We start from the raw sequence: 21,941 nt of genomic DNA on the forward strand, positions 1-21,941 counted from the left end.
CCGCCCCCGGCCCGGAGGGGTGCGTCCGGGGCGGGGGGCGGTTCAGTGAGACGCCGGCCCGTGTACGGGGACGCCTCGGCTCGTGGGCGCGTACGGGACCAGGCCCGTGCGCGGGTACGGGCTCAGCCCATGTGCGGGTACGGGTAGTCGGTCGGCGGGACCAGGGTCTCCTTGATGGCGCGGGTCAGCGTCCAGCGCATCAGGTTCTGCGGGGCGCCCGCCTTGTCGTTGGTGCCGGACGCGCGGCCGCCGCCGAAGGGCTGCTGGCCGACGACGGCACCGGTCGACTTGTCGTTGATGTAGAAGTTGCCCGCGGCGTAGCGGAGCTTCTCCATCGTGTACGCGGCGGCCGCGCGGTCGCCCGCGATGACCGAGCCGGTGAGCGCGTAGTCCGACACCGACTCCATCTGGGCCAGCATCTCGTCGTACTGGTCGTCCTCGTACACGTGCACCGCGAGGAACGGGCCGAAGTACTCCGTCGTGAAGACCTCGTTGGCCGGGTCGGAGCACTCGACGACGGTCGGGCGGACGAAGTAGCCGACGGAGTCGTCGTAGGTGCCGCCCGCGACGACCGTGCAGGTCGGGTCGGCGTGCGCCCGGTCGATCGCCGCCTTGTTCTTGGCGAAGGAGCGCTCGTCGATGACGGCGCCGATGAAGTTCGACAGGTCGGTGACGTCACCCATCGTGATGCCGTCGATCTCGGCCGCGAACTCCTCCTTGAAGCCGGAGTTCCAGATGGAGGCCGGGACGTACGCACGCGAGGAGGCCGAGCACTTCTGGCCCTGGTACTCGAAGGAGCCGCGGGTCAGGGCCGTCTTCAGGACCGCGCGGTCGGCGCTCGGGTGCGCGACGACGAAGTCCTTGCCGCCGGTCTCGCCGACCATGCGGGGGTAGGTGCGGTACTTCTCGATGTTGTTGCCGACCGTCTTCCACAGGTACTGGAAGGTCTTGGTCGAACCGGTGAAGTGGATGCCGGCGAGATCGCGGTGCTCCAGGGCGACCTCGGAGACCTCGATGCCGTCACCGGTGACGAGGTTGATGACGCCCTTGGGCAGACCCGCCTCCTCCAGCAGCTGCATGAGCAGGACGGCCGCGTGGGTCTGCGTCGGCGACGGCTTCCACACGACCACGTTGCCCATCAGCGCGGGCGCGGTCGGCAGGTTGCCCGCGATCGCCGTGAAGTTGAAGGGCGTGATCGCGTAGACGAAGCCTTCGAGCGGGCGGTGGTCGAGGCGGTTCCAGACGCCCGGCGAGTTGGCCGGGGGCTGCTCGGCGAGCAGGTCACGGGCGTACTTGACGTTGAAGCGCCAGAAGTCGACCAGCTCGCAGGGACAGTCGATCTCGGCCTGCTGGGCGGTCTTCGACTGGCCGAGCATCGTCGAGGCGGCGAGCGTCTCGCGCCACGGTCCTGCCAGCAGCTCGGCGGCGCGCAGGATGATCGCGGCGCGGTCGTCGAAGGACATCGCGCGCCAGGCGGGCGCGGCGGCGAGGGCCGCGTCGATCGCGTCCTGGGCGTCCTGCTGGGTGGCGTTCGCGTACGTGCCGAGGCGCGCCTTGTGGTTGTGCGGCTGTACGACGTCGAAGCGGTCGCCGCCGCCCATCCGCTTCTCGCCGCCGATGGTCATCGGCAGGTCGACGGGGTTCTCGGCGAGTTCCTTGAGCCTGGACTCCAGGCGGGCGCGCTCGGGAGAGCCGGGGGCATAGCCGTGCACCGGCTCGTTGACGGGGGTGGGGACCTGGGTGACGGCGTCCATGGTGTCCGTAACTCCTTAGTGAGCGGTGTGGTTGGCGTCAGCTCTTGGTGAGGATCGAGCGGCCGAAGAAGAGGAGGTTGGCCGGCTTCTCCGCGAGGCGCCGCATGAAGTACCCGTACCAGTCGGTGCCGTACGCGGTGTAGACGCGCATCCGGTGTCCTTCGGCGGCGAGCCGCAGATGCTCGTCGCTCCTGATCCCGTACAGCATCTGGAACTCGTACTCGTCGGGCTTGCGGCCGGCGCGCCGGGCCAGCTCCTGCGCGATGGAGATCAGGCGCGGGTCGTGGGACCCGATCATCGGGTACCCCTCGCCCTCCATCAGGATGCGCAGGATGCGGACGTACGCCTTGTCGGTCTCGGCCTTCTGCTGGTACGCGACCTCGGCGGGCTCCTTGTAGGCGCCCTTCACGAGCCGTACGCGGCTGCCGCTGTCGGCGAGACGGCGGGCGTCGGCCTCGGTGCGGAAGAGGTAGGCCTGGATGACGCAGCCGGTCTGCGGGAAGTCCTTCCGCAGCTCCTCGTGGATGGCGAACATCGAGTCGAGGGTGGTGTGGTCCTCGGCGTCGAGCGTGACGGTCGTACCGATGGCGGCGGCGGCCTCGACGACCGGGCGGACGTTGGCGAGGGCGAGCTCGTGGCCACCGGGGAGCGCCTGCCCGAAGAGGGACAGCTTCACCGACATCTCGGCGCGCTCCCCGAGCTCCAGCCGCTTGAGGCGGTCGATCAGCTCCAGGTACGCGTCACGGGCGAGTGTGGCCTGCTCCGGCGTGGTGATGTCCTCGCCGACCACGTCCATGGTGACCTCCAGGCCCTTGGCCGTGAGGTCCTGGATGATCGGTACGACCTGGTCGACGGACTCGCCGGGGATGAAGCGGTCGACGACCGGCTTGGTCACCGGGGCCGCCGAGATCAGACGACGCATCCGGTCGCTGCGCGAAGCGGCGAGAATCACGGGACCCAGCACGGGGCACCTCCACAACAAGGCCGGCGGAAGGCCGTACCCGCCGCCGCCCGGCGGCGTTCCGGTACGACACGGAGAACCACCGTGAAACCTAAGGATCCCTCCGATCGTCGGCCATCGACAGCTGTCACGCATCCGTGCCCCGGATCTCATACAGATGTCTGAAGGCGGCGCGGGAATGCGCGAGAATGGCCGAATGAGCCAGGCCAGCGGCGACCACCACGGCGACTACCAGGAACTGGTGGACGACATCTCGGAGCTTCTCGGCGCCCCCGCGACGCTGGAGAACCGCGACTTCGAGCTGCTCGCGTTCGGTGCGTACGACAGCGAGGGCGAGCTGGACGCGTCCGCGCTGGACCCGGTCCGGGCGCGCTCGATCCTCACCCGGCGCTCCACACCGACCGTCCGCTCGTGGTTCGAGGGCTTCGGCATCACCCGCGCGAGCGGCCCGGTCCGTATCCCGCCCACTCCGGAGGCGGGGGTGTACCGGGGACGGATCTGTCTCCCCGTACGCCATCGGGCGGTCGTGCTGGGGTACGTCTGGCTCCTCGACGACGATCCGGGCCCCTCGGCGGAGCAGCTGACGGCGGCCATGGAGGTGACGGCACGGATCGGCGCGCTGCTGGCGGACGAGGCACAGGCGGGGGCCGACCTGACCCGGGAGTTCCGCGCGGTGCTGACCGCCGAGCGCGGCTGGCAGCGGGACATGGCGGTGGCCGCGCTGCGTACGGCCCTGGGCGCGCGGGGAGAGGGCCCGCACGCGGTGGTGTGCGTGGCGCCCTGGCCGTCGGCGGATCCGGACGACGCCCCGTCGGCGCGTACGGTGCCGCATGCCACGGCGGTGTGCACGGTGCCGTGGGGCACGGAGGCCCAGAGTCTGGCGCTGCTGATCCGGCTGCGCGCGACGGACGTGCCCGCCCCGGCGCTGACGGCTGCGGGGCGGCTCCTGAAGGAGACGAAGAGCGCGGTCGCGGCCGGCGTCGGCGCACCGCGCACCGGCCTCGCCGGTCTGGGCGCCGCCTGGCAGGAGGCGTCGGCGGCGGCACGGGCGGCGGCAGCGGAACCCGGGCTCGGCCCGGTCGCGGAGTGGCGGTCGATCGGCCCCTACCGCCTCCTGACGGCGCTTCCCCCGGAGTCGGCCGACGACCCGGCGGTCGCCCCCCTGCTTGCCCCCGCCCACCGCGAACTGGCCCGCACGGCCGAGACGTATCTCGACTGTGCGGGCCAGGCGACGCGTACGGCGGCGGCGCTGGGCATCCACCGGCAGACCCTGTACTACCGGCTCTCCCGGGTCGAACAGCTCACGGGGCTGGATCTGGACGACGGGGAGGACCGGTTGTTGCTGCACATGGTGCTCAAGGGGGCGCGGCTGTGAGGACGCCCGATTCTGCCCGGTCTACAGGTCGCCGCGGCCCCGGTAGTAGTCCAGCAGATCCTTGACTCCCTTGGTGTAGTAGCGGGAATCGCCGTACTCCTGTTTCCCGATGCGGCGCGCGTCCCAGATGTCCCGGCCGAGCGACTTCCGGAAGAGCTTGTGGGCCTCGTCGGCCGTGGCGCCCGGGGGCACGATCTCGTCGGCTTGAGGGGCCCTGCTGTGGGAGCGTGTCAGACCGTGGTCCTTCTGCTTCATCATGAGCGCACCGCCCTCCATTTCTGAATGGTGTCCCAGTGCCTTCTGAGGCATGTGATGGGGCGTGAGGTTGTCACCCTTGGGTCCCGGAGTCAGGTCTCCGAACCGTCCCGCCTGGCCCTCCACGACGTTCTTGCAGGGCCTGGCGTTGTGCACCAGGACCGGTGTCTCGGCCGCCAGCACGTAGTAGGTGTGCAGGTCGCCGACGGTGAGGTTGTGCACCCGCTGCTGTTGGGCCGTCCGTGATGTGACCGCCGTGACCTCGGCCCGGGTGTTCTCGCCGGTGCTCACCCGCATGCCCGGCTTGAGGTCCTCGGCGTCGAGCCAGCGGTTCAGGGCGTCGACCCAGAAGGGGTGTTCGTCGGTCGCGGTGACCGAGGCCGTGCGGTCCCCCTTGTCGCCGTCCACGTCGATCGTGACCTCGACCAGGTTCTTCTCGCCCATGCCGCTGATCAGGTGGGTGACCGGCTTGGCCGCCGTGCGGTCGGTCTCGGGGTCCGTGGCCAGGACCAGGTCGCCGGTCTCGATGTCCTCTACGGGTTTCGACGAGCCGTCGGCCATGACGACTTCGCTGCCGGGCACGAAGCTGTTGCAGTCCCCGGACGGCATCGCCTTCGCCAGGGAGTCGGTGGCGTTGTCGAGGGCGCCGTCCTGCTTGGCGACCCGCTTGTAGACGTCCTGCGCCCTGTCCGCGAGGTACGAGCCGGCCTTGCCGACGAACTTGGCCTTGCCGAGGGCCAGGTCCACGGCCCCCTCCCCCAGGGCCGGCAATGCCTCCGACACGGCTTCGCCGGCGGTCTTGTTGCCGGATCTGACGTCCTGGACGGAGTTGTAGACGGTCTGGCCCGTCTGGTATGCGCTGTAGGCCGTCATCCCCCAGCCGACGAGTTTGGCGCCGAGAATGATGGCGGGGATGAAGACGATGTTGCCGTCGGAGTCGATGTTCCGGACCGGATTCCCGTAGGCGTAGCCGTACGAGTTGAGGTTGGCCGAGTTGTAGACGCCGTTGTTGCCCTCACCGTTCAGGTAGTCCCCGATGATCGGATCCGGCGACTGCCACAGTCCCGTCCGGGAGTTGTAGTAGCGGGCCCCGTGGTACGTGTAGCCCGTCTCCTCGTCCAGTTCCTTGCCCGAGAACTGGTACTGGGCCTTCTCGCCCTTGTTCTCGTCGACCCACACTTCCCCGGACGGGAAGTAGTCGAGGTGTTCGGCGATCCGGCCCTTCTCGTCCGTGCCGTAGCTCGTCGAGCCCAAGTGGTCGGTGTGGTAGTAGAACTGGTCCTTCTCGTAGAACCAGCCGGGCTTCGCCGTCTTCGTCGCGATGCGCGTCGTACCGACGAAGACGTGCTTGAACTCCTGCAGGCCCCGGGCCGAGTAGTTCTGGTTCGGGTAGAGGGAGGTCTGCGCGCCGTCCTTGACCACCCGCTCGCCGTCCGCGTCGTAGAGGAAACGGACCGTCGGCGGCTTGCCCAGCTTGTTGCAGGAGGACGGGTCCTGGTCCTGCGTCTCGAACTTCCAGGTGTCGTGGACGCACGCCAGGCGGTTGGCCTCGTCCCAGATCTGTTGCCTGCGGGTGAAGCCGTGGGGATCGGAGACGCTGTCGGTCAGATTGCCGTTGTCGTCGTACGACATCTTCTCCGAGCCCACCCGTGAGGGGGCGTGCGGGCTCTTGCCCTTGTACGCGTAGCCGTTGGTGTAGCTCGTGTCCTTCTGCACGATCTCGTGGTCGCCGCCCACCACGAGGGCGTGGCGCTGGGCCTTGGCGGTGATGTTGTGGATGGTGTCGTAGGCGGTCGACGCCGTGTACGTGTCGGTCTTGTGCTTCGAGACGTCGTACGAGCCGGTCGCCTTCGTCAGCCGGTGGAGGTTGTCGTACTCGTAGGTCTGGACCGCCGGACCGTCCGACTCCCAGCCGTCCGCGGCGAGTTCGGGCTTGTTCTCCTGGCGGGTGAGGTTGCCGGTGTCGTCGTAGGCGTAGGTCAGGTTCTGGAAGGCGTCGCCCTTGGGCAGCGTCGAGTTCAGCGTCGCCAGGCGGCGGTCCTCGGCGTCGTAGGAGTAGTTCGTCGAGGTGCCGTTGCCCAGTTCGACGCGGGTCCGCTCACCGAACTTGTCGTAGTCCAGCGACTCCAGGTACGGGTAGCTGTAGTCCTTCTTGGTGCCGGTGGCCGCGGTGACCTGGCCGCCGCTGTCGTAGGTGTACGCCAGTTCCTCGCCGTCGGGGTAGGTCAGGTTCAGGACCCGGCCGAAGCTGTCGTAGCGGTAGCCGGTGGTGAAGGTGCGGTCGTGGAGCAGGCCGGGAATGGTGCGGGTCTCCTCGGTGACCTCGCCCAGGGGGCCGTACTCGCGTGTCTCCACGCCCGCGGCGTCCTCGACCTTCTTGATCCGGCCGGCGGTGTTGTGCTTGGCGCCCGGATCGCCGTACGTGTAGCGGACGTTGTTGTCCTTGAAGACCGGGTACTTGATCTCTTCCAGGCGGTTGAGGTCGTACTTGTACTCGATCGCCTTGTGCTTCTTCGCCAGGTTGGCGGTGATCACGCGGACCGCGTTGCCCGCCGGGTCGTGGACGGTCGTGGTGCGGCCGGTGTCCGGGGAGTCGATGACCGTACGACGCCCGAGGTCGTCGTACTCGCTCTTCGTCGTGTTCTTCTCGTTGTCCTTGACCTTCGACAACTGGCCCAGGGCGTCGTACTCGTACGACGTCCAGATCGGCGCGTCGTCCTGCTTCGCTCCCGGTTCGCGGACCGCGGTCTTCTGCTGACGTACATCGGTGTAGGAGCGGGTCGGGTTGCCCTTGGCGTCGGTCGCGACCGTTTCGAACTGGACGGTGTCCGCCCGGTCCTGGGCGAATCCGTACTCCAGGGTCGTGGCGGTCCCGTCCGGCAGCCTGGTGCGCAGCGGGCGGTCCAGGACGTCGTAGGTGATCGTGGTCGGGCGGACCGTGTCGACGTCCGGGTTGAAGGTGGTGTTCGTGTCGCCCTTCGGCTCGGTGACCGGGTAGTACTGCTCGACCACGCGGCCCAGCACGTCGTGGACGCTGCGGCCGGAGACCGTCATCACGTCCTTGCCTGCCACCTCCGCGTCCTTCTTGGTCTGGACGACGCGGCCGAGGCCGTCGGCGAAGGTGACGGTGTCGATCGTGTCGGCCTTCACCTTGCCGTCGGAGTCACGGTCCAGATGGCGGGTGACCGCGTACGGGACGGCCGCCCCGGGGTGGTACGCGAAGGCGATGGTCGGGCGATCGGCCTTGTGGTCGTGCGGGCCGGTCACCGACGTCACCCGGCCGGCCGGGTCGTAAGTGGTCCTGATCTTCTGCTCGTTGATGTCCAGGGACTCGGTCTGCAGGCCGAACCTGAGGTCGTACGACGCCGTCGAGCGGTAGCCGAAGCTGTCCTTCGTCGACGTCACGTACGTGCCCGTCGGGGCGTCGTACTCGTACGTCCGCTGGTAGCGCTGACCCCGGTGGTTCTCCGGGGACTTCACCGACTTCAGCGTGCCGTTGTCGTGGTACTCCAGGTCGGTGACCGAGTCCTTGCCGGAGAACTCCGGGTCGGCGTCCGCCTCCTTGCCGTGGATCTGTTTGGCGGTGTGGCGGGTGACGTCACCCGTGGCGCAGTCCACCTCCGCCTCGCTCGACCTCATCTTCCTGCCGCCGCCGTAGACGTCCTCCGCGCGCGCGATGCCGACGATGTGGGTGTCGGTGCACGCCGTGTACTGGGTCTTCGTCTCCACGTCGTCGGCGGCGCCCGGTTCGCCGTAGTCGATGCTCCGTGTCGGATTGCCGAGTTCGTCGTACGACATCTCGCTCGACGTGCTCTTGCCGGGTTCGGCCTCGCCCTCGTACCAGCGGGCCTCGGTCCGCACCAGCTGCGGGAAGACCGTGGCGCTGGTGGAGCCGCCGTCGGCCGGCTCGCCGGTCGCGACGTCGCGGAGGGCGTAGGTGTTGCGGGTCTCGGTGAACAGGGCGCCCGAACTGTCCGCCGTCGTCTGGCGCTTGACCAGGCCGCGCGTGTAGTGGCTGCCGGTGTCGTACTCCGTGGTGGAGACGCGCTGTTCGTCCTGGGCGGTGGTGACGGTGCCGTAGCCGCGGAACTCGCGCTCCAGGCGGTCCTGGACGCCGTCCTCGTAGGTGAAGGCGAGCGACTGGGTGTCGGGGCCGTCGCCGGGCAGGCCGTCGTGGACCTTCGCGCCCGACAGCAGCCAGCGGGTGCCCGGCTGGTCATAGGTGTTGCCGTCGCGGGTGTACGCGAGGTCGATGCGCGAACCCAGCGGCCGGGCCACGGACTTGAGGAGGTTGGTGCGGCCGGTGCGGTTGGCGGCGACGGTCAGTTCGCTGTCCTCGTCGGAGGCGAGGTGGTCGGCGAGTCCGTCGCCGTCGATGTCGCGCAGCATCTGCTCGGCGCGCGCGGCGCCGGTGGAGACGTTCGCGCCCGGGTTGGTGATGACGCAGCCGGTCACGAACAGCGCGCAGAAGGAGACGGTGAAGTAGGCGCCGCCGCCGACCCGGGCGTTGGCGTCCTCGTTGATCCCGTTCAGGCTGCCGTTGAAGGGCACCGGGTCCGCGAAGCCGGAGCCGGTGTTGAGCGCGACCCTGATCGGGTTCCCGGCCAGGACGCGGTCGGCGCGGCTGTCGCCGTTGACGTCGACCAAGGAGTTCTTGGTGGATGACGAGGTCTGGTCGAAGGACACGCCGCCGGCGAAGCCGTAGAAGTCGGTGTTGAAGCCGATGTTGACGCCGGAGCTGGAGCTGGTGCCCTCGTTGAGCTTGCCGCCGGGCCAGGGCTCGGGGGCGGCGAAGCTGTAGCCGAGGTTGAGGGCGGCGCGGCCGTTCGCGTACACGCGGTCGGGCAGGCCGTCGCCGTTGATGTCCAGCAGGTCGAACTCGCCGTCGGACTTTCCGGTGCCGAGGTTGCCGCCGACGCCCAGCGGGGGCATGTCGTTGCCGGACGACGAGGTGTTGGCGGTGCCTGAGGCGGGCGGGGCGGCATGGCCCCGGCCGGTGGTGATGGTGCGGGCGGCGCTGCCCGCACTGGCGTTGCCGGTGACGTTCTCCGACTCGCGCACGGTTCCGTCGGGCACGCTGCCCCTGGTGGCGCCGGGCACACCGGTCGGGTCGGTGTACTGCACGCCGGCGGCACCGACGATGTCGGGGTAGCCGTCGCCGTTCATGTCGAGGTAGTCGAGGACTCCCTGGGAGGTGCCGGAGGCGACGCTGCCGCCGAGGCTGCCCACGCCGCCGCCGATCGAGCCGGTCAGCGAGATCTGCTTCGACTCGGAGATCCGGGGCACGGCCTGGACGGAGGCGAGGGCCTCGGCGGTGGGCAGGCCGATGGTCTGGCCGCCGTAGCGGGAACCGGTGACTGTGCCGGCGGAGACCCAGACGTCACCGGAGAACCAGCGGCCGCGCTCCGGGTCGGGGGTGAACGGCACGACGTCCGGCGGGGTGACCCGCGGGTCCTGCTCGAACTCCTCCAGGTCCCGCTGCGGGTCCACGTCCTCGGGCAGCCCGCCGGGGATGCTCTCGCCGGTCAGGTCGGCCTGCTCGATGGGCTGTTCGGCACGGTCGCCGTTGCCGTTGTAGCCGACGGCGGACCAGCCGCGGTACGGCCGGGCGAAGACGCCCTCGCGGCCGGGGGTGTGCACGGTGGCGGCGACCGGGTTGTCCGCGTCACCGTTGACCGTCATCGTCGCCCCGGTGACGCCGGAGCCGGTGACGTCGAAGTACAGCGCCTCGCCGGCCTCGGCGTCGACCTCGAACGACGGTGCCTCGGAGCCGAGTTGGACGGTCCGCTTGGCCAGCAGCGCGCCGCGCTTCTTGACCGTGACAACGGCGCTGCCGGTACCGCTGCCCTCGACGCGCGGGGTGACGGTGAGCGTGCCACCGGGCGCGGTGTACGTGCGCTGCGCGGTCCCGCCGGTGGTGTAGGTGCTGATGTCGTACGGCGGGCTGAACGCCGACTCGCCGTCCACGCCCTCGGTGTACTCGGCCCGTGGCGCCCATTCGAGCCTGGTGACGTCGACCGGCGAGTCCGTCCTGACCTGCCAGGACAGCTTCTGGCCCTTGGTGACGGCGACCGAGGTGTCGAAGGCGAAGGTGCCGGTCTCGGCGGCCTCGATCGTCCGCTCCACCACCGGCTCGTCGTCCCGGGTGACGAGGACGGTGAGGTCGTCGGTGGTCGCCGCCGTCTTCTTCAGGTCACCGGTCAACCGCAGGGTGCCCGTCGCGGGCGCGTCGACGGCGCCCGCGCGCCCGGCGAGGGTGAAGTCCTGGGACGCGGTGTAGGTGTGCAGGGGCAGGCCGTTGGCGTCGGTCGCCTCGAAGCCGGTGTACGCGATCGTCGGGTCCCAGGCGACCTGGTCGGCGGCGCCGTCGAAGACCGAGCCGACCCGGAAGTACAGCTGGTCGCCCTGTTTCACCTCGATGGCCTCGACGCCCTCGGGCGTGCGCGCGGTGTGGTCGTCCTTCTGGACGCGGGCCGACCACAGTTCCCGGTCCTCGTGCTGGACGGCGACCCGCACTCCGTCGGGGTCGGCGAAATCGGGCAGCTCACCGTCGACCTCGGCCAGGGTCACGGTGCCGGTGACGGCGACCGTCCCGTCGTACGGCGCCGTCCAGGCGCGCACCGAGTCCACCAGCGGGAAGGAGGCGATCCGGCGCTCGCGCTCCTGGCTCAGGTCGGGCAGTACGCCCTGTGCGTCGACCGGTCCGGTGCCGATCGGGGCGGGCGTGTCCGCGGCCGACCCGTAGGTCACCTCGCCGCCGGTGCCGACCCGGCCGAACAGCACGGCGGAGCCGTTGACGAGGTCCACCACGCCGTCCGCGTTGACGTCGGCGAAGTAGCGCCGGGTGGTGGAGACGGTGCTGACGTGGTCCAGTTGCTGGGCGCCCGCGAGGTAGCTCTCGACGCCGACGGTGCGGCTGCTGGCGGACTCGCGGAGGATGCCGGGCAGGTTGTGCAGCGCGGTCGTGGACTCGGCGAACTTCGGCTGACCGCCCGGCCGGGAGAGGTTCTTGCGGAAGACGAAGCCGTTGCCGCGCTCGAAGACCTTGTCCGGCAGGTTGTCGCCGTCCACGTCCGCCAGGGCCAGCATGCCCTCGTCGGTGGACCGGTTGTAGCCCGCCTTGACGCCCACGGAGCCGGCCTTCGAGGGGTTCGTGCCGAAGCCGACGTACAGGTGTCCGCCGACGCCGGTGGAGGTGTTGCCGTTGAGCGCCCCGGCCTCACCGGCGCCCGAACGCACGCCGTTGACCCGGCCGTTGCGCACATTGTCGTCCGGCGAGGACCAGTCGACCCGGGCGAACGCCTCGTAGGTGCCGTCGGCGTCGCGGATGTCGTCGTAGTAGGAGAACTCGTGCTCGGTGAAGACCTTGCCGTCGGCGTCGAGCTGCGCGACGGACTTCAGCAGTGTCTTCTTGAACGCGCCTTCCCGGTACGTGAGTTCGTAGCCGCGCACCAGCTCGTCCCGGAAGCGCACCTCGACCCGGCGCAGCAGGTCCGCGGTGACCCGCTTGAAGCCGCCGCGCGCGTCGATGGACACGTCCGGGCGGCGCGGCTCGTCCAGTTCGCGGTCGCGGACGAAGGTCACCGTGTAGGGGCCGTCGGTGTCACCGTGGCCGGTATAGGCGATCTTCTTCACATACATCTCACGGCCGGCGACCGTACCGCCGGCCACGCCCGCGTCCTCGACCAGCGTGTAGCTGTAGCGGACCGTGTTGCCGTGCGGGTCGCGCACCTCGCGCAGCCCCCAGGAGAAGATGTCGCCGTCGTCGTCGGACAGGACGGCGCCCTCGCCGCCGTAGACATAGCGGACCCCGGACTTGTCGGTCACCTCCCAGCCGTACGTCTTCGGCGAGTCACCGGTGCGGACGATGCGCGCGAAGCCGCCCTCGACCCGGGTGTGGAAGACCTTGTCGCCCTGGCCGCGCGGCCGCGGTTCGGCGCGGTGCGCGACCGGGGTGAGCTGCTCGCCGCCCAGCAGATAGCTCTCGGTCTCCTTGTCCGCGGCATAGCGCGGCACACCCCAGCGGGTGTCGATGGAGAGCGACGGCACCGTCACCTCCCAGCCGCTGCCCAGCCAGCTGTCGGTGGCGGTGGAGGAGTAGCTGACGGCGAGCGAGGGTGCGATGCCGTTCCGGCCGCCCGGCAGCTCCAGCGGGTACGAAAGCCGTGCGTCGCCCTGGTTGTTGGCGGCCGGGGCGGCCATCTGGTTGACGCGGGCGGAGGGGTCGGCGGCCTGGATGCCCTTGATCTGGTTGGGGTCGTAGTTGACCTGCTCGGGGCCCTCGGGCGCGGTGACGGTGGCGTTCACCATGTCGGTGAAGTGGTTGGTGCGCGAGACGACGACGTGCTTGTCCTCGTCGAGCGTGATCCGCTCCAACGCCTGCCAGCAGTCGGCCGCTTCGTCGAAGTAGAAGGTCCGTACGTCGTTCGGCGTGAGCCCGGCCGCCTTGACCGCGTCCGGGTCGTACGGCAGTGACACCGTGACGTCGGTCCCGAAGGTGTGCGGGGTCGGTGTGAACCGATAGCCGCGCGGGCCCTTGGTCATGTTGTCCATGCCGGAGCCGAGGCTCGGCATGGTGCTCTCGCTCAGCGGCTGGACGCCGATCTCGGTCGGCTTGTCCACCGCCTCCGGCGCGAGCGCCACCACGGCGCCGTCGCGTGCGACGCTCTTGGTCACCCCGGAGCCCGGTACGACCCACTCCTTGGTGACCGGAGCGGACTCGGCGGCGATCGGGCCCTTCGCCGAGGCCTCCGACCCCGGAACGCAGCCGCCCAGCGGCTGGACATTGGCCGCCGGCACCGGGTCGTCGGCCCGCCAGACGCTGCCGGACAGCAGCGACATGAGCAGGGCCAACCCCAGTAACAGCGGAAGAAAACGTCTGTGTCCCCACACTCGACCAGCCATGAATCAGCCCCGACCCTTCAGCATCGACCAACGCGGCAGTTGAGCTGTTCCGGAGGCATCCGGTGGGTTTCGCAGCAGATTCATCGGTACACATAAAACACACACCGAACACATGCCACTCACATAGTTGAGTCGTCATGCACACGTCACTAGTAGAAAACCCGTCGCCCGATCGACGGGTTTCCGCCACCGCACGACGCTTGCCAGGTCGCAGCCTCGCGGCCCCCCGCGGGCGGAATCACTCAGACCGGATCGACAGGAGCGGCGTTCACCGCCAACCGGATTTCGACATCCCCGCGGGCTAGGCCGGGGCCTGCCGCCTGGGCGACGCCCGCCGCCACCCCGAAGCCGATCACGAGGGCTCCCCGGGCCAGCGGGACGGCCCACGCCTCGGGGCCCGCCCTCGCTTCGGCGGTCGACGACTCCGCCACACACCCGCCCCACCTACGCCACGCCCCTGGGTCGCCCAACGCGGCATGCAGCAGCCGGGGGTTGGGGTCATCGGGCGAACCGGGCGAGACCGTGCGCCCTCCCAGGGCGCACCGGCCGTGCTCTACTCCCGGGCATGCCTCTCCTGATGATCGATCTCGACAACACCCTGGTCGACCGCGACGCCGCCTTCCGGGAAGCGGCCTCGGCCTTCCTCGACGGGAACTCACTCCCCGTCGACGACCTCGCGTGGCTGATGTCCGTCGACGCCGGCGGCTATACGCCGAGGCAGGATGTCGCCCGGGCCCTGGCCGAGCGGTACTCAGGGGGCGTCTCCGGGGCAGCGGTCCGGGACTTCCTCGACCGGGGCGCGGCCGATCGTGTCGTACTGGCGGGGGCCACGCGCGACGCGCTCGACCGGGCAGTCGGCGCCGGATGGACGTGCGTGATCGTCACCAACGGCCGTGTCGAGCAGCAGGAGGCGAAGATCCGGGGCACCGGGCTCGACGGGATCGTCCACGGGTGGGTGATCTCCGAGGCGGTCGGGTGCAAGAAGCCCGCGCCGGAGATCTTCCGCGCGGCGGCGGCCGCCGTGGGGGCATCCCTGCGCGGGGCCTGGATGATCGGGGACTCCCCGCACGCCGACATCGGCGGCGCGAGCGGACTCGACGACGTCCGAAGCGTGTGGGTGTCGGGCAGCCGGCCGTGGGTCGACGAGACATTCCGGCCCACACACGTCACCGACGACGTCGCCTCCGCCCTCGACTACATCGCCGGTCGGCACCGCAACAGCGGCGACCATTACTGAAAACGATTATCATCATGCTACGGTCGGCACACGTCTCCATTGACCACCCCTTTACCCGGAGTGCTCCGTGCGCCTGCCCGCCCGTCTTCTCCCCCTCTCCGCGGTCACCGCGGCCTCCGCCCTGCTGCTGACCGGGTGTTTCTCGGAATCCGCCTCGGACGACTCCGCGGCCGGCGACGGCAAGCGCATACGCCTGGCGATGATGAACCCGCCGCGCTCCGGGCTGTCGCCGCTGTCCGACGACGCGTTCAAGCTGTCGCGCTGGTCGACCGCCGAGACACTGGTGACGCTCGACGCGGACGGCGACGCCGAGCCCGCTCTCGCCACCAAGTGGCAGCAGAACGGCAGGACTTGGACCTTCGGGATACGGGACGGCGTCACCTTCCACGACGGTACGAAGCTCACCGCCGAATCCGTCGTCCGGTCGCTCACCAAGGCCGCGACCGCCTCCCCCAAGCCACGCATCCTCGACGGCGTCGACCTGACGGTGAAGGCCGACGGCGACTCGGTCGCCGTCACCACCGGCACCGAGGACCCGCTGGTCCCGCAACGGCTGAGCTCGCCGCAGCTGTCGATCCTGGCGGCGAAAGCGTACCGCGGGAAGACCGTCAGCCCGGTCGGCGCGGGCACCGGCCCCTTCGAGCTGACCAAGGCGAACGGCACGTCGTCGGCGACCCTCGACCGCTACGACGACTACTGGGGCGGCACGGCCAAGTCCCCCGGTATCGACGTGAGGTTCGTGCCCGACGGCACCGCCCGCGCGGCCACCCTGCGCAGCGGCGAGGCCGACGTCGTCGAGGCGGTACCGGTGTCGCAGGCGGCGCTGCTCGACAAGGACCTGGTCACCGAGGTACCGATGCCGCGCACCAACACCCTTTATCTGAACACCGCGAGCGGCCCCTTCAAGGACGCCTCCCTCAGGGCCGCCGCCCGCGAGGCCCTCGACGCCGAGTCGATCGTCAAGGGCGTGTACGAGGGCCGCGCGGACGTCGCGAAGGGCCTGCTGGGCCCGGCCCTCCCCTGGGCAGCCGCCCTGCGGAAGCCGGTCGAGCGCGCCAAGTCCGGGGACCCGAACGGCAAGACGATCACGATCGGTACGTTCACCGACCGCGCCGAACTGCCCGAAGTGGCCCAGACGCTGCAACAGCGGCTCCAGAAGGCCGGGTTCAAGGTGAAGCTGGACGTCCGCGAGTACGCGAACATCGAATCCGACGCGCTGGCGGGCGAGTTCGACGCGTTCATCCTGTCCCGGGCGACCGTCCTCGACTCGGGCGACCCGGCCGCGTACCTCTACAGCGACTTCGGTTCGAAGGGTTCCTTCAACATCTCCCAGCTGTCCGACAAGAGGGTGGACGCAGCCCTGGAGAAGGCAGCCGGGACGAAGACCGGTGACGCGCGCCGCCGGGCCGTCGTCGACGCGGAGGCCGCGGTGCTGGCCACCGACGCCGCGATCCCGATGCTGCACGAGCGCGTGATCCAGGGCGACGCGGCCGGTGTCGTGGACGTCGAGCACGACCCGCGCGAGCGGGCACTGATCACCGCGGACACGTACGTCAAGTGACGTTCATGGCACGCCTGTTCACTCCTGGCGGCCGGGCCGCGCTCACGCGGCTCGGCTGTCTCGCCGCGGTGCTCGCCGCCGTCGGACTCCTCCCCTGGCTCTCCGGCCGCGACCCCGCCCTCACCGTCCTGCGCGCCCGCTCGGCCGAACAGGAGGGCACGCCGGAGGCCCTGGCCGCGATCCGCGCCGACCTGGGCCTGGACGCGGGTCCCCTTTCCCTGCTGGGGAGTTGGCTCTCCGGCCTGCCGCGCGGCGACCTCGGCACGTCCTGGGTGTCGGGCACCGACGTCCTGCCGTCGGTCGTCTCAGGACTCCAGTTCTCGCTCGCCCTGATGGGCGCGGCGCTCGGGGTCGCGCTCCTGGTGACCTGCGCGGTCGTCGGCCCCGTACTCGTACGGGGCCGGGGGTCGGCTGGCGCGTTCGCCGCGATGCTCGCCGCACTGCCCGAATTCCTGCTGGCCACGGTCGCGTTGCTGGTGTGCGGGGTGTGGCTGGGCCTGCTGCCGACCTCCGGCTGGCAGGGCCCGCAGTACATGGTGCTGCCCGCCGTCGCACTCGGCGTTCCCGCGGGCGGACTCCTCGGCCGGCTGGTCGCGGACGCGCTGCCGGCCGTCCTCGACGAGCGCTGGGTGGAGCTGTGGCGGGGCGCCGGGGTCAGCAGGGCACGCGTCTCGGCAGCCGCTCTGCGTCGCGTACTGCCGCCGCTGGTACCGCAGTTCGGGATGGTCGCCGTCGGCCTGACCGGCGGAGCGGTCGCCGTGGAGACGGTGTTCGCGGTACCGGGCATCGGCCGTACGGCGCTGGGAGCGGCCAAGTCGCAGGACCTGCCGCTGCTTCAGGGATCGGTTCTCGCGCTGCTCGCCCTGGGCCTGGTCACGGGCGCGGCGGCGGCTGTCGTACGGCGTCGGCTGCTGGGCCCCGCCCTGCGCGACGCGGGGCTGACGCTGCCCGCGGCCCGCCCGGTCCGCGCGCACCCGGCCGTCCCGTTGACGCTCGGGATCACGCTGCTGACCTGCGTCGGCTGGGGCCTGCTGCGTGACCCGTACACGGTGGACACGACCGCCCGCCTGCAGGCGCCCTCCTGGGCGTATCCCCTCGGCACGGACGGGCTGGGCCGTGATGTGCTGGCGCGGCTCGGGCACGGCGCGGCGTCGACGATCGGCACGGCGACCGCGGTCTGTCTGGCCGGCCTCGCCCTCGCGCTCGCCCTCGGCTTCCTGCCGGCCGTGGCGTCCGGTGCCTCGGACATCGCCAACGCGCTGCCGCCGGTGATCGCGGGCATCCTGGTCGCGGCCGTCGTGGGCCCCGGAACGGGCGGTGCCGCGCTCGCCGTGGCCCTGCTCTCCTGGCCCGCCCTGTCGTCGCACGCGGCGGCACTGGTGCAGGAGGTCCGCGCGTCGACGTTCCTGCTCGCCCAACGGGCCATCGGGGCAAGCCCGTTGTGGATCCTCACCCGTCACGTCCTGCCCTCGGTGGCGGCCCCGGTCACCCGCCACGCCCTCCTGCGGCTCCCCGGCATCGCCCTGGCCCTGGCCTCCCTCGGCTTCCTCGGCCTCGGCGCCCAGCCGCCCGCCCCGGAGTGGGGACTCCTCCTGGACGAGTCACGGGCATACGTGGAACGCGCCCCGTGGGCGGCCCTGGCCCCCGCGGTGGCCCTGGCCCTGCTGGCGGCCCTGGCGGTGTCGTCGGCGCCATACGCGGAGCCCGACCCCGGCAGATCGACCACGCCGCCCCGCTCCGGCTCCCGTACCACCCCGCCCCTCTCCGCCCTCCGCCCGCGCAAGGAGCCGATCCGATGAACCCCGAAGTCCTCGTCTCCGTCCGGGACTTGCACGTCTCCTTCGGCTCGGCCGAAGCCGTACGGGGCCTCTCCTTCGACGTGCGCCGGGGTGAAGTCCTCGCCGTGGTGGGCGAGTCGGGCGCGGGCAAGTCCCTGACGGCCCGCGCGCTGCTGGGCATGCCGCCACAACAGGCGACGGTGACGGGCAGCGTGCGGATGGGGCCGTACGAGCTGGTGGGCGCCCCTCGTTCCGTACGCGCCGCACTCTGGGGCCACCAACTCGCCCTGGTCCCGCAGGACGCACTCTCGGCGCTCTCCCCCGTGCACCGGGTCTCCGACCAACTCGCCGCCGCCGTACGGTCCGTGGACGGATTCTCCCGCAAGGAGGCGCGGGCCCGGGCGACGGCCGCGCTGGAGGAGGTCGGCATCCCCGCGGACCGGACGGGGGCCTACCCGCACGAGTTCTCGGGCGGTATGCGCCAACGGGCCGTCATCGCCATGGCGTTGCTCCACTCCCCCGCCCTGGTGATCGCCGACGAACCGACCACGGCCCAGGACCCGGAGACCCAGCGCCGGCTCCTCGACCTCCTGACCCACCGCACCCAGGCCACAGGCACCACACTGCTCCTGATCACCCACGACCTCCCCATGGTCCGCGAACACGCAGACCGAGTACTGGTCATGTACGCGGGCCGCCTGGCAGAGGAGGGCCCGGTGGAGAAGGTGTTCACCACCCCTCGGGCCCCATACACGGCGGGCCTGCTGACGTCACTGCCCCAGCCCAAGGCGCCCCGTAAGGGGCGCGGGGAACTGCGCGACAAGCCACAACGCACCCGCAGACGCAAACTCCCCTCAATCCCAGGCACCCCACCCACCCTCACCAACCTCCCCCCAGGCTGCGCCTTCGCCCCCCGCTGCCCCCTAGCGGACGCAACCCGGTGCCACACGGAGCACCCCGAGCCCCAAACCCACAACAACCGCACCGTCGCCTGCCACCACTGGCACGACCTCCCCGCCAACCCCGCCGATTTGTTCCTGGAGCCGGTGTGAACCCCCTATTGGACGTACGAGACCTGGTCGTCCACCACGGCCCCCGCACCACCGTCGACAACGTCTCCTTCGACATCGCCCCCGGCGAAACCCTCGGCCTCATAGGCCCCTCGGGCTGCGGCAAGTCCTCCACAGCCATGGCCGTGCTCCAGCTGCACCGCCCCACCCACGGCGAAGTCTGGTTCGACGGCCACGAGTTGACCTCACTGAGCGAGAAGCAGTTGCGCCCGCTCAGACCGGCGATGCAACCCGTGTTCCAGGACCCGTACGGATCACTCGGCCCCCGCCACCGCATCCGCGATGCGATCGCGGAACCCCTGCGCGTACAGGGGAGTTGGGACCGGACGACCGGCCCCGAGCGCGTGGCCGAGCTGCTGGAGCAGGTCGGCCTGGACCCGTCACTCGGCGACCGGCGTCCGCGCGAACTCTCCGGCGGTCAGTGCCAACGCGCCGGAATCGCCCGCGCGTTGGCCTGCGAACCGAAACTCCTGGTGCTCGACGAACCGGTCTCCGCGCTGGACCCGTCCCTGCGCGCGGGCATTCTCAACCTGCTGGCCGACCTGCAAGAACGCCTCGGCCTCGGCTACCTGTTCATCTGCCACGACATGGCACTCGTACGCCACTTCTGCGACCGCGTGGCGGAGATGCGCGAGGGCAGAATCGTCAGGACGACTCCGTCCCCGCCGCGATCACCCGCCGCAACCCCTCGGTGAGTTCCTCCGCGCTGGTCGCGGTCTCGGGATCGAAGGTCCACTGCGCGATGAGCCCCATCATCAGGGTCATGTAGAACTTGCCCAGCGTGTCGACGTCCTTCTCCGGCACGTCCTCCTCCAGCCCGCCCATCAGCAGCGGGATGATGCCGCGCGCCCCTTCGCGCTGGGCCTTGGTCAAGTGGTCGCGCACGCCCGGCACCTTGTCGCCCATGACCACAATCTCCATGCTGAGATGCCACATCGAACCGGGCCTCCGCATGGTCCCGATGACGTTCGACCACACCTCCTGGAACCGCTCCAGGGACCCCGGCTCCGTACTCGCCGTGGCGCTCCCGCCCGCGTCGAAGTCGTCGGACAGCCCCTCGACGATGGAGACGTACGCCTCCGCGAGCAGCGCGTCCTTCGACCCGTAGTGGTAGCCGATCGACGCAAGGTTCGTCCCCGACTCCTTGACGATGTCGCGGGCCGTCGTGCGCACGAAGCCCTTCTCCAGCAGGCAGCGCTTGGCGCCTTCGAGCAGATCCTCACGGTGTCCCATGCGGCTCAGCGTACCCCCGCGACAGACAAGCGTCCCAGACCGACGTATAAGACGAACGTATTGGACGAACGTTTTATACGTGCGTACTAGACAGCCGTTTAAGACGCCCGTACATTCCTCGGCATGACGAATCCCAGCGCGCCCGCCCCGATGACTCCGCCCACTCCGCCCGCCTCGGGCGCGGGCGCTCCCACCCGTGCCGGACGCCGCGAATGGATCGCGCTCGGCGTCCTGATGCTGCCGCTGCTCCTGGTCTCCATGGATGTCTCGGTCCTCTACTTCGCGATCCCGCAGATCAGCGCGGACCTGGAGCCGACCGGCACCCAGCAGCTGTGGATCTTCGACATGTACGCGTTCGTGCTCGCCGGGCTGCTGATGACGATGGGCTCGCTCGGCGACCGCATCGGCCGCCGCAGGCTGCTCCTGGTCGGCGCAGCCGCCTTCGGCGCGGCGTCGCTGGTCGCGGCGTACGCCGACAGCGCCGAGACGCTGATCGCGGCCCGCGCGGTGCTCGGTATCGGCGGCGCGACGCTGATGCCGTCCACGCTGGCGATCATCCGTACGCTCTTCACGGACCGGACCCAGCGTTCCAAGGCGATCGGCCTGTGGTCCGGCGTGATGACGGCCGGCGTCGCGCTCGGCTCGGTGATGAGCGGCGTGCTCGTGGAGCACTTCTGGTGGGGCTCGGTCTTCCTGGTGAACCTGCCCGCGATGGTGGTCCTGCTGATCCTCGGGCCGATCCTGCTGCCCGAGTCGAAGAACCCGGCGCCGGGCCGCTTCGACCTGCTGAGCGTGCCGCTGTCCCTGGCCGCCGTCCTGCCGGTGATCTACGGCCTCAAGGAGATCCCCTCGGAGGGCTGGAACGTCCGCTACGTCCTGTCGGTGACCATCGGTCTGCTCTTCGCCGCGCTCTTCGTCCACCGCCAGCGCACGATCGGGTCGCCGATGATCCCGCCCTCGCTCTTCCGCGGCCGCGGCTTCGCACCGGCCGTCTCGCTGAACCTTCTGTCCTCGTTCGGGATGATGGGCTCGGCGCTCTTCACCACGCAGTACCTGCAGTCGGTGCTGGGCAAGAGCTCCATGGAGGCCGCGCTGTGGGGCCTGCTGCCCACCCTGCTGGTCGGCGTCGCCGCACCGGTCGCCGCACAGCTGGTCCAGCGGGGGGTCAACCGGGCGTACGTCGTCTCCGGCGGCTTCGTCCTCGCGGCCTGCGGTTACGGGATGCTGACGGCCGCCGGGACCGACTCGCTGTGGCTGGTCCTCGCCGGGGCCGGGGTCATCGCCGCCGGGATCGTCACCGTGATGTCCCAGATGATGGACCTGGCGCTGGGCACCGTGCCGGTGGAGAAGGCGGGCACCGCGTCCTCGGTCCTGGAGACCGGTGCGGAGTTCGGCGGCGCGCTGGGCATGGCGCTCCTCGGTTCCATCGGCACCGCGGTGTACCGCCACGACATCCCGGACGCGGCTCCGGCCGCGGCCCACGAGACGCTCGGCGCGGCTCTCGCCGTGGCCCCGCAGCTGCCGGGCCGCGCGGGTGACGCCCTCGTGAGCGCTGCCCGCGAGGCCTTCACCAGCGGGATGCAGGCCGCCGCGGTCGCGGGCGCGCTGCTTCTGCTGGGCGCGGCGGTACTGGCGGCGGTGACCCTCCGCCAGATCCGCGTCCGCGAAACGAAGCCCGCCGAGCCGGAAAAGGTCTGCGTCTGAACAACAGTTTCGCCCCCGCCGCCCCTACCCATTCCCGTCCCTTTTCAGGAGCTTCGCCCCCGAACCCCCGTCAAAAGATTGCGCAGTTCCCCGCGCCCCTTAGTAGGGG

At 70.5% G+C, this 21,941-nt stretch carries 12 protein-coding genes; 7 read left to right on the forward strand and 5 right to left on the reverse strand.

From position 1 onward, the window contains the following. Nucleotides 1–122 precede the first annotated feature (122 nt). Both pruA and ACFWXQ_RS42670 read right to left on the reverse strand, forming a co-directional pair. A complete protein-coding gene (pruA, locus tag ACFWXQ_RS42665) occupies nt 123–1,754 on the reverse strand; it encodes an L-glutamate gamma-semialdehyde dehydrogenase (RefSeq protein WP_383949993.1) in 1,632 nt (543 codons plus the stop codon). A 37-nt stretch (nt 1,755–1,791) separates the two neighbouring features. After that, complete coding sequence (locus ACFWXQ_RS42670) at nt 1,792–2,718, reverse strand: proline dehydrogenase family protein (RefSeq protein ID WP_383949990.1); 927 nt, start codon at nt 2,716–2,718, stop codon at nt 1,792–1,794. A gap of 193 nt (nt 2,719–2,911) precedes the next feature. Here ACFWXQ_RS42670 and ACFWXQ_RS42675 point away from each other — a divergent pair, with 193 nt between their 5' ends. Beyond that, entirely contained in the window at nt 2,912–4,090 is a 1,179-nt protein-coding gene (locus tag ACFWXQ_RS42675; protein WP_383949987.1) for a PucR family transcriptional regulator, read from the forward strand. Between the two features lie 21 nt (nt 4,091–4,111). Here ACFWXQ_RS42675 and ACFWXQ_RS42680 read toward each other — a convergent pair whose 3' ends face one another. Then, the gene (locus ACFWXQ_RS42680) at nt 4,112–13,186 is read right to left on the reverse strand and encodes a SpvB/TcaC N-terminal domain-containing protein (RefSeq protein WP_383949984.1); all 9,075 of its coding nucleotides are present in this window, start codon (nt 13,184–13,186) and stop codon (nt 4,112–4,114) included. 305 nt (nt 13,187–13,491) lie between these two features. Beyond that, nucleotides 13,492–13,680, reverse strand: a complete 189-nt coding sequence (locus tag ACFWXQ_RS42685) for a hypothetical protein (RefSeq protein WP_383949981.1) — start codon at nt 13,678–13,680, stop codon at nt 13,492–13,494. 134 nt (nt 13,681–13,814) lie between these two features. Here ACFWXQ_RS42685 and ACFWXQ_RS42690 point away from each other — a divergent pair, with 134 nt between their 5' ends. The 5 genes from ACFWXQ_RS42690 (at nt 13,815) to ACFWXQ_RS42710 (ending at nt 19,590) form a co-directional block, all read left to right on the forward strand. Beyond that, the gene (locus ACFWXQ_RS42690) at nt 13,815–14,486 is read left to right on the forward strand and encodes an HAD family hydrolase (protein ID WP_383949979.1); all 672 of its coding nucleotides are present in this window, start codon (nt 13,815–13,817) and stop codon (nt 14,484–14,486) included. Nucleotides 14,487–14,553: 67 nt separating this feature from the next. Then, nucleotides 14,554–16,047, forward strand: coding sequence for an ABC transporter substrate-binding protein (locus tag ACFWXQ_RS42695; protein WP_383949976.1), 1,494 nt, complete (start codon nt 14,554–14,556; stop codon nt 16,045–16,047). Between the two features lie 5 nt (nt 16,048–16,052). Next, nucleotides 16,053–17,846, forward strand: coding sequence for an ABC transporter permease subunit (locus ACFWXQ_RS42700; RefSeq protein ID WP_383949973.1), 1,794 nt, complete (start codon nt 16,053–16,055; stop codon nt 17,844–17,846). Then, a complete protein-coding gene (locus ACFWXQ_RS42705; protein ID WP_383949971.1) occupies nt 17,843–18,877 on the forward strand; it encodes an ABC transporter ATP-binding protein in 1,035 nt (344 codons plus the stop codon). Before ACFWXQ_RS42700 ends, ACFWXQ_RS42705 begins: the two co-directional genes overlap by 4 nt. Next, nucleotides 18,874–19,590: an ABC transporter ATP-binding protein gene (locus tag ACFWXQ_RS42710; RefSeq protein WP_383949968.1), complete on the forward strand. Its 717-nt coding sequence runs from the start codon at nt 18,874–18,876 to the stop codon at nt 19,588–19,590. The genes ACFWXQ_RS42705 and ACFWXQ_RS42710 overlap by 4 nt, the downstream gene beginning before the upstream one ends. Here ACFWXQ_RS42710 and ACFWXQ_RS42715 read toward each other — a convergent pair. Continuing rightward, on the reverse strand, nt 19,541–20,128 hold the full coding sequence (locus ACFWXQ_RS42715) for a TetR/AcrR family transcriptional regulator (protein ID WP_383949965.1): 588 nt from the start codon (nt 20,126–20,128) through the stop codon (nt 19,541–19,543). The two genes, ACFWXQ_RS42710 and ACFWXQ_RS42715, sit on opposite strands and share 50 nt — an antisense overlap. A 150-nt stretch (nt 20,129–20,278) precedes the next feature. On the opposite strand from ACFWXQ_RS42715, the gene ACFWXQ_RS42720 reads away from it, so the two are divergent. Continuing rightward, nucleotides 20,279–21,832, forward strand: a complete 1,554-nt coding sequence (locus tag ACFWXQ_RS42720; RefSeq protein WP_383949996.1) for an MFS transporter — start codon at nt 20,279–20,281, stop codon at nt 21,830–21,832. The last annotated feature ends 109 nt before the right edge of the window (nt 21,833–21,941 follow it).

The sequence above is a fragment of the Streptomyces sp. NPDC058697 genome (genome assembly GCF_042715345.1).
GTDB lineage: Bacteria > Actinomycetota > Actinomycetes > Streptomycetales > Streptomycetaceae > Streptomyces > Streptomyces liliifuscus.

Bases quoted from the DNA above. Each gene is read 5' to 3' on its own strand.
- ACFWXQ_RS42715 (WP_383949965.1), bottom strand. From the start codon at position 20,128: ATGGGACACCGTGAGGATCTGCTCGAAGGCGCCAAGCGCTGCCTGCTG.
- ACFWXQ_RS42675 (WP_383949987.1), top strand. From the start codon at position 2,912: ATGAGCCAGGCCAGCGGCGACCACCACGGCGACTACCAGGAACTGGTG.
- pruA (WP_383949993.1), bottom strand. From the start codon at position 1,754: ATGGACGCCGTCACCCAGGTCCCCACCCCCGTCAACGAGCCGGTGCAC.
- ACFWXQ_RS42720 (WP_383949996.1), top strand. From the start codon at position 20,279: ATGACTCCGCCCACTCCGCCCGCCTCGGGCGCGGGCGCTCCCACCCGT.
- ACFWXQ_RS42680 (WP_383949984.1), bottom strand. From the start codon at position 13,186: ATGTCGCTGCTGTCCGGCAGCGTCTGGCGGGCCGACGACCCGGTGCCG.
- ACFWXQ_RS42705 (WP_383949971.1), top strand. From the start codon at position 17,843: ATGAACCCCGAAGTCCTCGTCTCCGTCCGGGACTTGCACGTCTCCTTC.
- ACFWXQ_RS42690 (WP_383949979.1), top strand. From the start codon at position 13,815: ATGCCTCTCCTGATGATCGATCTCGACAACACCCTGGTCGACCGCGAC.
- ACFWXQ_RS42700 (WP_383949973.1), top strand. From the start codon at position 16,053: ATGGCACGCCTGTTCACTCCTGGCGGCCGGGCCGCGCTCACGCGGCTC.